Source organism: Burkholderia sp. B10, assembly GCF_004368385.1.
In the GTDB taxonomy this organism is placed as follows: Bacteria; Pseudomonadota; Gammaproteobacteria; order Burkholderiales; family Burkholderiaceae; genus Burkholderia; species Burkholderia vietnamiensis.
Genome location: NZ_PQMX01000071.1, coordinates 19082 through 29847, shown reverse-complemented (window position 1 = coordinate 29847; position 10766 = coordinate 19082). Strand labels below are relative to the sequence as shown.

Sequence of the window (10766 nt, the reverse complement as noted above, 5' to 3'; positions counted from 1 at the left end):
CCTCCAACCCAGGCGGGCTTCACCCGTCTCCGGTAGAATTTCCGGTTCCGGAAAGTCCCCACAGGAGTACACAGATGCGTTTGCTGCATACGATGCTGCGAGTCGGCGATCTCGACCGCTCGATCAAGTTCTACACCGAATTGCTCGGCATGAAGCTGCTGCGTCGCGACGATTATCCGGAAGGCCGGTTCACGCTCGCGTTCGTCGGCTACGAAGCGGAAAGCACGGGCACCGTGCTCGAGTTGACCCACAACTGGGATACGCCGTCCTACGATCTCGGCAACGGCTTCGGCCATCTTGCGGTGGAAGTCGACGATGCGTACGCGGCTTGCGAGAAGATCAAGGCGCAGGGCGGCAAGGTCACGCGCGAAGCGGGCCCGATGAAGCACGGCACGACCGTGATCGCGTTCGTCGAGGATCCGGACGGCTACAAGATCGAGTTCATCCAGAAGAAGGCGCACTGAGCGCGGTGCGCGTCGCGGCGCACACGGCGCGCCGCGCAATGAAAAACGGGCGATGCCGCAGGATGCGCATCGCCCGTTTCGCTTCGCGGTGCGAAGCTCGGCGTTACAGCGACGGCAGCAGCTCGGGCGGATGATGCTTGAGCGTGTGCCGTGCTTCGCGGAATTCGGGGAAGATCGATTCGACGGTCTGCCAGAACGCCGGGCTGTGGTTCATTTCGCGCAGATGCGACAGCTCGTGCGCGACGACGTAGTCGATGATCGACATCGGGAAGTGGATCAGCCGCCAGTTCAGCCGGATCCTGCCGTCGCTCGAGCAGCTGCCCCAGCGCGTCGCAGCCGACGACAGCGCGTAGGTCGAATACGTGACGCCGAGCCTTTGCGCATAGACGGCGAGGCGCTCGCCGAAGATCCGCTTCGCTTCGCCTTGCAGCCAGCCCTGCACGCGATCCTTGATCTGCTGCATGTCGGCCTGAGCGGGCAGCGGCAGCGACAGCCGCAGCGTGTCGGTATCGAAGGCGACGGCGCTCGCGCCGAGCGCGATCGTCACCGTCTTGCCGAGATACGGGAGTTGCGCGCCGTCGCGCCAGTCGATCTGCGGCAGCGCCCGCTGTTCGGTGCGGGTCTTCCACTCGGCGAGCTTCGCGAAGATCCAGCGCTGCTTTTCGGCGATCGCCGCTTCGATGTCGGTGAGCGTGACCCAGCGCGGCGCGGTGATCGACAGGCCGCTGCCGTCGATCGTGAAGCCGATCGTGCGGCGCGCCGAGCGCTTGAGCCGATATTCGAGCACGCGGCTGTCGATCGCGAACGTGCGCACGCGCGAGCGATCGCGCGCAGGCCCCGGATCGAGCGGCGCGGCAGGCGCGCCGGCCGCGGGCGTGGCCGGCGGTGCGGCGGCGGGAGCGGGCGTGGCAGGTGTAGCCGGCGCGGGCGACGCGGCTGTCGGCCCGTCGAACAGCGGCAGGTCCATCTGGCGATGATCGAGGGCCACGACGGCAGGCCGTGGCCGCGGACGCTTCTTCATCAGTTCGCTTCGTTTCGTCGTACGCAACGGCTGCAGTCCGCGGGAGTCAGACGCGCGCGGCATCGCGCGTGCCGGCATTGCCCGCCTGCCGATAGGCATCGGGATCGATGCGGCGCATTTCCGCTTCGATCCAGGCTTCGACCTGCGAGTTCAATACGTCGGGCGTCTTGCCTTCGACCGGAATCGGCTTGCCGATCGACACCGTGACGACGCCCGGAAATTTCGTGAACGAGTTGCGCGGCCACACGCGACCCGCGTTGTGCGCGATCGGCACGACCGGCGTGCCGGTCTCGATCGCGAAGCGCGCGCCGCCCGTCTTGTACTTGCCCTGCTTGCCGACCGGCGTGCGCGTGCCTTCCGGAAACATGATCATCCACGCGCCTTCGGACAGGCGCTTCTTGCCCTGGCGGATCACCGACACGAACGCGTTCTTGCCTTCCTTGCGGTTGATGTTGACCATGTGCAGCAGCCCGAGCGCCCAGCCGAAGAACGGCACGTACAGCAGCTCGCGCTTGAACACGTAGCAGAGCGGCTTCGGCATCAGCGCCGGAAACGCGAGCGTTTCCCACGCGGACTGGTGCTTCGACAGCAGCACGGCCGGCCCGTCGGGCAGGTTCTCCATCCCTTCGATCCGGTAGCGGATGCCGTTCAGCCAGCGCACGACCCACAGCGTCGACTTGCACCAGCCGGCCGCCATCCAGTAGCGGGCGTCGGGGCGCATGAACGGAAAGGCGATGAAGCACGCGGTGGCGTACGGCACCGTGTACAGGATGAAGTAGATCAGCAGCAGCAGGGAGCGGACGAAGCGCATCGGCGTGGGTCTGACAGTAGGGAGGATGCGCGCGGCCGCCGCATCACTCGTGTTCGTGTGAAAGGAAGTCGAGCGCGAACGCGCGCAGATCGTCGTGGACCTTCGTGCCGGCCGGCAGGTTGCCGGCGGCGAGCGTCTTCTTGCCCTTGCCGGTCAGCACCAGGTGCGGCCGGAAGCCGGACGCCACGCCGGCCTGCAGATCGCGCAGCGAATCGCCGACTGCCGGCGTGTGACCCGGATCGATCTCGAAGCGCTCGGCGATCATCTGCATCATGCCGGGCTTCGGCTTGCGGCAGTCGCACTGGTCCTCGGCCGTATGCGGGCAGAAGAACACCGCGTCGATGCGCGCGCCGACCGCGGCCGCCGCGCGATGCATCTTCAGATGCATCGCGTTGAGCGTGGCCATGTCGAACAGCCCGCGGCCGATGCCGGACTGGTTGGTCGCGACCACCACGCGGTAGCCCGCGTGATTGAGCCGCGCGATCGCCTCGAGGCTGCCGGGCAGCGCGACCCACTCGTCGGGCGTCTTGATGAACGCATCCGAATCGACGTTGATCACGCCGTCCCGGTCGAGGACGACGAGCTTGCGGTTGGGGCTGGTCGGCATCGTCGGGCCTTAAGCGGCGAGCTTCGAGATGTCGGCGACGCAGTTCATCTGCTGATGCAGCGCGAACAGCAGCGCGAGACGGTTCGCGCGCAGCGCCGGATCTTCCGCGTTGACCATCACGTCGTTGAAGAACGTGTCGACGGGCGCGCGCAGCGCGGCGAGCGCCGACAGCGCGCCCGTGTACGCCCGCGCGTCGAGCTGCGACTGCACGTGCGGCGTGACCGCGGCGAGTTGCTCGTGCAGCGCCTTCTCCGCGGCCTCGACGAGCAGCGCCGGCTGGACCGCGCCGTTCACGCCGCCTTCCGACTTCTTCAGGATGTTCGAGATCCGCTTGTTGGCGGCCGCGAGCGCTTCGGCTTCCGCGAGGCGCGTGAATTCGCGCACCGCGTCGAGGCGCGCGACGAGATCGTCGACGCGCGTCGGATTCAGGCTCAGCACCGCGTCGACTTCGCCGGCCGTGTAGCCGCGTTCGCGCAGCAGGCCGCGCAGGCGGTCCATGAAGAACGCGAAGATCGCGTCCGTCGCTTCGGCGACGCCCGGCACCTGCTCGAAGCGCGCATGCGCGGTGCGCAGCAGCGACACGAGATCGAGCGGCAGCTGCTTCTCGAGCAGCAGGCGCAGCACGCCGAGCGCGTGGCGGCGCAGCGCGAACGGGTCCTTCTCGCCGGTCGGCGCGAGGCCGATGCCCCAGATGCCGACGATCGTCTCGAGCTTGTCGGCCAGCGCGACGGCGGTGGACACCGGCGTGGTCGGCAGCGCGTCGCCCGAGAAGCGCGGCTGGTAGTGCTCGGCGCACGCGAGCGCGACGTCGTCGGGCTCGCCGTCGTGGCGCGCGTAGTAGGTGCCCATCGTGCCCTGCAGCTCGGGGAACTCGCCGACCATGTCGGTCAGCAGGTCGGCCTTCGCGAGGCGCGCGGCACGCTTCGCATGCGCGACGTCCGCGCCGATCGCGGGCGCGATCTCGCCGGCCAGCGCCTCGAGGCGCTCGACGCGCGCGAGCGCCGAGCCGAGCTTGTTGTGATAGACGACGTTCGCGAGCAGCGGGACGCGCTCGGCGAGCGGCTTCTTCTTGTCCTGCTCGAAGAAGAACTTCGCGTCGGCCAGGCGCGGGCGCACGACGCGCTCGTTGCCTTCGATGATCTCACCGGGCGTCTTCGTCTCGATGTTCGACACGATCAGGAAACGCGAGCGCAGCTTGCCGGCGATATCGGTCAGCGCGAAGTACTTCTGGTTCGTCTGCATCGTGAGGATCAGGCATTCCTGCGGCACCTGCAGGAATTCGTCCTCGAAGCGGCACGGATAGACGACCGGCCATTCGACCAGCGACGTCACTTCGTCGAGCAGCGCGTCGGGCATCACGACCGTGTCGCCGTTCGCGTGCTCGTTCAGTTGCGTGCGGATCGTCTCGCGGCGATCGGCGAAATGCGCGATCACGCGGCCCTTGTCGCGCAGCGTGTCCGCATACGCGCGCGCATGCTGGATCGCGACGAGGCCGTCGGACAGGAAGCGATGGCCGAGCGTGGTGTCGCCGGCGTCGACGCCGAACGCGGCCACCGGCACGACGCGATCGTCGTGCAGCACGGTCAGGCGATGCACCGGGCGCACGAACTTGACGTCCGTGCCGTCCGGGCGCTGATAGGTCATGACCTTCGGGATCGGCAGCTTCTCGAGCGTTTCGTCGAGCGCGGCCTGCAGGCCGTCGGCGAGCGTCGCGCCGGCCGCCGAGTAGTTGACGAAGAACGCCTCGGCCTTGCCGTCATGCGCGCGCTCGAGCTCGGCGATCGTCAGGTCTGGGTGGCCGAGCGCCGCGAGCTTCTTCGCGAGCGGGGCGGTCGGCTTGCCTTCGGCGTCGAGCGCGACCGACACGGGCAGCACTTTTTCGCGGACCTGCCGGTCCGGCGCGACGGCGCGCACGTTCTGCACGACCACCGCGAGGCGGCGCGGCGTCGCGTAGCGTTCGAACACGAGTTCGCCTTCGACGAGGTCGCGCGCCGCGAGGCGTTGCGCGAGACCTTCGGCGAATGCGTCGCCGAGGCGCGCGAGGGCCTTCGGCGGCAGCTCTTCGGTCAGCAGTTCGACGAGCAGGGGGGCGGGATGGTTATGCGTCATGTCTTGAATGAGTCTCGTCTCGTCAGTCCTGATCGATCTTGCGTTCGACCTTCAGCGGCGGCGCCCATGCCGGCTGCGCGGCGTCCTGGGCGTCGGTGGTGAGGCCCGGCACGCCCGGCGGATTGCCGAGCATCGGGAAGCCGAGCTTCTCGCGCGAGTCGTAGTAAGCCTGCGCGACGAGACGCGACAGCGCGCGGATGCGGCCGATGTACGCCGCACGTTCGGTGACCGAAATCGCGCCGCGCGCGTCGAGCAGGTTGAACGTGTGACCGGCCTTCAGCACGAGCTCGTACGCGGGCAGCGCGAGCTGCGCGTCGATCATCTTCTTCGCTTCCGCTTCGTAGCTGTTGAAGAACGTGAACAGCAGATCGACGTTCGCGTGCTCGAAGTTGTAGGTCGACTGCTCGACCTCGTTCTGGTGATACACGTCGCCGTACGACAGGCGGCGCAGTTCGGGGCCGTTCGGGCCTTGCTCCTCCCATTCGGTCCACACGAGGTCGTACACGTTCTCGACCTTCTGCAGGTACATCGCGAGGCGTTCGAGGCCGTAGGTGATCTCGCCGAGCACCGGCTTGCAGTCGAGGCCGCCGACCTGCTGGAAATACGTGAACTGCGTGACTTCCATCCCGTTCAGCCACACTTCCCAGCCGAGGCCCCACGCGCCGAGCGTCGGGTTCTCCCAGTCGTCCTCGACGAAGCGGACGTCGTTCTGCTGCAGGTCGAAGCCGAGCGCTTCCAGCGAGCCGAGGTAGAGATCGAGGATGTTTTCCGGCGCCGGCTTCAGCACGACCTGATACTGGTAGTAATGCTGCAGGCGGTTCGGGTTCTCGCCGTAGCGGCCGTCCTTCGGGCGGCGCGACGGCTGCACGTAGGCGGCGCGCCACGGCTCGGGGCCGACCGCGCGCAGGAACGTGTGGACGTGCGACGTGCCCGCGCCGACTTCCATGTCGATGGGCTGGAGCAGAGCGCAACCCTGCTTGTCCCAGTAGGACTGCAGCGTCAGGATGATTTGCTGAAACGTAAGCATGAAGAGCCTTCGTGGCGCTGGCGCTCCGTTGCGGGCGGCGCTCCGGGCAACGCCCGGAGGGTCGGCTCGCGCGGCGGCGCGGCTTGTTAGTGTGCTGAAACGTGCAATTTTACCGGATCGGCGAGCGGATGCGGCCGGAACGCCGCCGATGCGCTGCCGGCGGGGTTCCGGCGCGCCGGGCGCGGCGTGTCGACACGCGCGGCGCGCGCGGTCGTGCGGTGTCGCGACGCGCATGCCGCGCCGGCTTCCGCGCGGCGTTGCGCGCCGCTACGCGACGGCGTGCGGGCGTTAAGATGCGCGTATTGCGGCGCTCGCCGCAGGACCGCTCGCCTATCCCGATCGCATGCAAGACTCGAACGAACTCCTGATTCCGCTGCTGCCGCCGCTGCTCGCGCTGCTCGGCCACGCCGCCGACGCGCGTGCGCGCGGCGATGCCGATGTGCACGCACTGTGGCTGGCCGCGGCCGGCCAGCTGCACGCAGCCGATAGCGCGGCGCTCGCGCAGCTGACCACGACGCTCGTCGCGCGGCAGCGCATCGCCGACGCGCTCGCGCTGGCCGAATGCGCGGCGCGCGTGCATCCCGGTGTCGCGGCGCTGTTCAACCACGGCTACGCGCTGCAGATGGCCGGCCGTCACGCGGACGCGGTCGCGCCGTACCGCGCGGCCTATGCGCTCGATCCGCGCTGGCCGTCGCTGCGCAACAACCTCGCGATCGCGCTGCGGCTGTCGGGCGGCGATCGCAACGAGGAAATCGCGCTGCTCGACGCGGCCGTCGAGGCCGATCCGTACGACGTGCAGGCGTGGATCAACCTGGTCGTCGCGCGGCTCGCGGCGCTCGACCTCGACGGCGCGCTCGCATCCGCGGCGCGGCTCGCGGAGATCGCGCCCGACAACGCGCTCGCGCTGAACAACATCGCGATGGCGATGAAGGAGGCGCAGCGCTGGGACGACGCCGAGCGCTACGCGACGCGTGCGTGCGAACTCGCGCCCGACGACGCATCGTTCCGTTTCAACCTCGCGATCATCCAGCTCGTGCGCGGCAATTACGCGGCCGGCTGGCGCGGCCACGAGGCGCGCTGGGACGGCGCCGGCGAGCTGCGCGGCCGCCGCCCGGCGCTGCCGGGCCCGCGCTGGCAGGGCGAGCCGCTCGCCGGCAAGACCTTGCTCGTCTGGGGCGAGCAGGGGCTCGGCGACGTGCTGCAGTTCGCGCGCTTCGTCGCGCCGCTCGCCGAGCGCGCGCACCGCGAAGGCGGCCGGCTCGTGTGGAACACGTTTCCGCAGCTGGGCACGCTGATGCAGCGCAGCCTCGGCGCGCACGTGGACGCGTTCAGCGCCGGCGGCGGTGTCGACACGCTGCCGCCGTTCGATTACGAGGTGCCGCTGATCGGCCTGCCGTTGATGCTCGGGATGGAGACTTCGACGCTCGGCGCGTCGGTGCCGTACCTGCATGCGGAGCCACATGCGCGCGACGCGTGGCGCGCGCGGCTCGCGGGCGAGCGGCGGCTGAAGGTCGGGCTCGTGTGGACGGGCAGTGCGGGGCACCAGCGCAACCCGTTCCGGCGCGTCGGGCTCGCGCGCTATGCCGATGCGTTCGGCGGCATCGACGGCGTCGCGTTTTATTCGCTGCAGCCGGGCGCGGATGCCGATGTCGCCGCGGCGCGCGCGGCCGGTTTCGCGATCGAGGACTTTACCGCCGAGCTGAAGAGTTTCGACGACACGGCGGCGTTCATCGGCGCGCTCGATCTGGTGATCACGGTGTGCACGTCGGTTGCGCATCTGTCGGGCGCGCTCGGCGCGCGCACCTGGGTCGCGCTCGACGTGAATCCGCATTGGCCGTGGCTGCTCGATCGCACCGACAGCCCGTGGTATCCGAGCGCGACGCTCTACCGGCAGCCGACGTTCGGTGCGTGGGCGCCGGTGATGGACGCGCTCGCGCGCGATTTGCGTGGGCTCGCGGCTGGGCGGGGTTGAGCGGCTGGCAGTCGTTGGGTAGCGGCTCGCATTGGCGGTTGGCCTGAGCGATCAGCCTGAACGACTCGCCTGAGGGATCAGACGGGCCGGCCGGTCCGAGCGACCAACCCCCGCTCACACGTCGCCGCCCTCGTCGCGCATCGCCCGCCCGCGGCGGCGCAGCCCCGGCCCGAACGTGAAGCCGAACGCCAGCAGCATCAGCGACACGGCGAGCACGACGGCGTTGCCGCTCGTCACGTACGGCGTGAAGCCGCTGGTGCCTTCGATCCGCACGTCGAGCGAGCCGATCGTGTATGGCTTGAGCTGGCCGAGCACGCGGCCACGTGCGTCGATCGCGGCCGTCATCCCGGTATTGGTCGAGCGCAGCATCGGCCGGCCGGTTTCGAGCGCGCGCATGCGGGCGATCTGCAGATGCTGGTCGAGCGCGATGGTGTCGCCGAACCACGCGAGATTCGTCACGTTGACGAGCACGCCGGGCGGCTGCGGGTTGTCGCGGATCGTCGCGGCGATCTCCTCGCCGAACAAGTCCTCGTAGCAGATATCGGCCATCACCGGCTGGTTGTGCACGAGGAACGGCTTCTGCACCGGTGCGCCGCGCGCGAAGTCGCCGAGCGGCATCTTCATCAGGTCGACGAACCAGCGGAAGCCCCACGGAATGAACTCGCCGAACGGGACCAGATGGTGCTTGTCGTAGTGGTAAATGTCTCGCGAATGCGGCGTCACGCCATACAGGCTGTTCGTGTAGTCGACGTAATGGCCGTCCGGCGTCACCGATGCGCCGACCGCGCCGAACAGCACGGCCGAGCCCGTCGTGTCGCTGAACTTGCGGATCGCGACGGCGAACGGCTCGGGCAGCTCCTGGATCATCACCGCGATCGCGGTTTCCGGCGTGACGATCAGGTCGGCCGGCTTCTCGACGATCATCTGCGTGTACATCTTGATCGCCGCGTCGATGCCTTCCTGCTCGAACTTGATGTCCTGCTTCACGTTGCCCTGCAGCAGCCGCACCGTGAGCGGCGCGTTCGCGGGCACGGTCCAGCTCGCCTGCGACAGCCCGATGCCGAGCGCCGCCAGCGCGACCGCCAGCACGGCCGGCGCGGCCGCCCGGATCGCGGGCGCGCGTGCAGCGCCGGGAGCACCAAGCTCGGCGGTGCGCGGCCGGCGCGCGGCGACGAGCGCCTGCACGGCCAGCGCGGCGAACAGCGCGAGCACCCATGCGATCCCGTACACGCCGACGACCGGCGCGAACCCGGCGAGCGGCCCGTCGACCTGCGCGTAACCGCTCGCGAGCCACGGAAAGCCGGTGAACACGGTGCCGCGCAGCCATTCGCCGAGCGCCCATGCGCTCGCGAACGCGAACGCGCCGTGCCACGTCGGCGCGAACGGCCGCGGGTCGGGCGCGCGGCGATGCCATGCGTGGCCCGCGCAAAACGACCACAACGCGGCCGAAAACGCCGGGTACAGCGACAGGTACAGCGCGAACAGCACCAGCGCGCCGCCCGCGAGCGGCGCGGCCATCTCGCCGTACACGTGCATGCTGATGTACAGCCACCAGATGCCGCTGATGAAGTTGCCGAACCCGAATGCGCCGCCGGTGAGCGCGGCGCCGCGCCAGCTCGACGTGCGCGTGAGCTGCGCGAAGAACCAGACGAATACGGCGAGCTGCAGCCAGCCGCCGTGCGGCGTCGGCGCGAAGCTGAGCGTATTGGCCGCGCCGGCGAGCAGCGCGGCCGGATAGTGCCAGCGCGGCAGCGCGCGCCCGGGGGCAGGCGCGAGGAGGCCGCCAGCCGGGCGGGACGGGATCGGATCGTCCATGTGAAGCGAAAGAGGGCGAGCGGTTGAGGAAGGCGCGGCCGGCGCGGACGGTCAGTCGTCGTGCGAGGTTTCGGCGCGCCGGCTCGCGAGCGGGTTGCGGCGCACCAGCAGCACGTGGACCTGCCGCGCATCGCCGCGCTGGATCTCGAACACGAGGTTGCCGAGCTGCAGCTTTTCGCCGCGATGCGGCACGCGGCCGAAATGATGGGTGATCAGCCCGCCGATCGTGTCGACCTCGTCGTCCGGGAAGTCGGTGCCGAAGGTCTCGTTGAACTGCTCGATCTCGGTGAGCGCGCGCACGCGGTAGCGGCCGTCGGGCGCCGAGATGATGTTGCCGGCCTCTTCGTCGAAGTCGTATTCGTCCTCGATGTCGCCGACGATCTGCTCGAGCACGTCCTCGATCGTGATCAGGCCCGCGACGCCGCCGTATTCGTCGACGACGATCGCCAGATGGTTGCGGTTCACGCGGAAGTCGTGCAGCAGCACGTTCAGGCGCTTCGATTCGGGGATGAACACCGCCGGGCGCAGCATGCCGCGCACGTCGAATTCTTCCTCGGCGTAAAAGCGCAGCAGATCCTTCGCGAGCAGCACGCCGATCACGTTGTCGCGGTTCTCCTCGAACACCGGATAGCGCGAGTGCGCCTTCTCGAGGACGAACGGGATGAAATCTTCGGGCTTGTCGGTGATGTTGATCGCGTCCATCTGCGCACGCGGCACCATGATGTCGCGCGCACACAGGTCGGACACCTGGAACACCCCCTCGATCATCGACAGCGAATCGGCGTCGATCAGGTTGCGTTCGTGCGCATCCTGGAGGATTTCCAGCAGTTCCGTCCGGGATTCCGGCTCGGGCGAGATGAAGTCGGTCAGGCGCTCGAGCAGCGAGCGCTTTTCTTGCGGTTTGTCGATTGGCTTACGACTGGGATACGAATCGTTCATG

Annotated in this window: 9 protein-coding genes; 2 read left to right on the top strand and 7 right to left on the bottom strand. The window is 68.8% G+C overall.

Annotated features, from left to right (window positions below):
• Positions 1 to 74: 74 nt before the first annotated feature.
• Entirely contained in the window at positions 75 to 464 is a 390-nt protein-coding gene (gene gloA, locus C3Y15_RS26015) for a lactoylglutathione lyase (protein WP_011885970.1), read from the top strand.
• A gap of 103 nt (positions 465 to 567) precedes the next feature.
• Here gloA and C3Y15_RS26010 read toward each other — a convergent pair whose 3' ends face one another.
• Genes C3Y15_RS26010 through glyQ form a run of 5 tightly spaced genes read right to left on the bottom strand, consistent with a single transcriptional unit; the run spans position 568 to position 6039 of the window.
• Positions 568 to 1485: a SprT family zinc-dependent metalloprotease gene (locus C3Y15_RS26010; RefSeq protein ID WP_069246392.1), complete on the bottom strand. Its 918-nt coding sequence runs from the start codon at positions 1483 to 1485 to the stop codon at positions 568 to 570.
• 46 nt (positions 1486 to 1531) lie between these two features.
• Positions 1532 to 2296: a lysophospholipid acyltransferase family protein gene (locus C3Y15_RS26005; protein ID WP_011885968.1), complete on the bottom strand. Its 765-nt coding sequence runs from the start codon at positions 2294 to 2296 to the stop codon at positions 1532 to 1534.
• 43 nt (positions 2297 to 2339) lie between these two features.
• Complete coding sequence (gmhB, locus tag C3Y15_RS26000; protein ID WP_011885967.1) at positions 2340 to 2903, bottom strand: D-glycero-beta-D-manno-heptose 1,7-bisphosphate 7-phosphatase; 564 nt, start codon at positions 2901 to 2903, stop codon at positions 2340 to 2342.
• 9 nt (positions 2904 to 2912) lie between these two features.
• Positions 2913 to 5012 carry a glycine--tRNA ligase subunit beta gene (gene glyS, locus C3Y15_RS25995; RefSeq protein ID WP_011885966.1) on the bottom strand — a complete coding sequence of 700 codons (2100 nt, stop codon included), beginning with the start codon at positions 5010 to 5012 and terminating at the stop codon, positions 2913 to 2915.
• A gap of 22 nt (positions 5013 to 5034) precedes the next feature.
• Positions 5035 to 6039 carry a glycine--tRNA ligase subunit alpha gene (gene glyQ, locus C3Y15_RS25990; protein WP_011885965.1) on the bottom strand — a complete coding sequence of 335 codons (1005 nt, stop codon included), beginning with the start codon at positions 6037 to 6039 and terminating at the stop codon, positions 5035 to 5037.
• A 343-nt stretch (positions 6040 to 6382) separates the two neighbouring features.
• On the opposite strand from glyQ, the gene C3Y15_RS25985 reads away from it, so the two are divergent.
• Positions 6383 to 8011 (top strand): tetratricopeptide repeat protein, encoded by a 1629-nt coding sequence (locus C3Y15_RS25985; protein WP_034192690.1) that lies wholly within the window; start codon positions 6383 to 6385, stop codon positions 8009 to 8011.
• A gap of 114 nt (positions 8012 to 8125) precedes the next feature.
• On the opposite strand, the gene lnt is transcribed toward C3Y15_RS25985, so the two are convergent.
• The gene (gene lnt / locus C3Y15_RS25980; protein WP_046423966.1) at positions 8126 to 9826 is read right to left on the bottom strand and encodes an apolipoprotein N-acyltransferase; all 1701 of its coding nucleotides are present in this window, start codon (positions 9824 to 9826) and stop codon (positions 8126 to 8128) included.
• Positions 9827 to 9877: 51 nt separating this feature from the next.
• Positions 9878 to 10765 (bottom strand): transporter associated domain-containing protein, encoded by an 888-nt coding sequence (locus C3Y15_RS25975; protein ID WP_011885962.1) that lies wholly within the window; start codon positions 10763 to 10765, stop codon positions 9878 to 9880.
• Position 10766 lies beyond the last annotated feature (1 nt).

Coding starts and splice junctions, on each gene's coding strand:
- lnt (WP_046423966.1), bottom strand. CDS start 9,826: ATGGACGATCCGATCCCGTCCCGCCCGGCTGGCGGCCTCCTCGCGCCT.
- C3Y15_RS25985 (WP_034192690.1), top strand. CDS start 6,383: ATGCAAGACTCGAACGAACTCCTGATTCCGCTGCTGCCGCCGCTGCTC.
- glyS (WP_011885966.1), bottom strand. CDS start 5,012: ATGACGCATAACCATCCCGCCCCCCTGCTCGTCGAACTGCTGACCGAA.
- gloA (WP_011885970.1), top strand. CDS start 75: ATGCGTTTGCTGCATACGATGCTGCGAGTCGGCGATCTCGACCGCTCG.
- glyQ (WP_011885965.1), bottom strand. CDS start 6,039: ATGCTTACGTTTCAGCAAATCATCCTGACGCTGCAGTCCTACTGGGAC.
- C3Y15_RS26010 (WP_069246392.1), bottom strand. CDS start 1,485: ATGAAGAAGCGTCCGCGGCCACGGCCTGCCGTCGTGGCCCTCGATCAT.
- C3Y15_RS26005 (WP_011885968.1), bottom strand. CDS start 2,296: ATGCGCTTCGTCCGCTCCCTGCTGCTGCTGATCTACTTCATCCTGTAC.
- C3Y15_RS25975 (WP_011885962.1), bottom strand. CDS start 10,765: ATGAACGATTCGTATCCCAGTCGTAAGCCAATCGACAAACCGCAAGAA.
- gmhB (WP_011885967.1), bottom strand. CDS start 2,903: ATGCCGACCAGCCCCAACCGCAAGCTCGTCGTCCTCGACCGGGACGGC.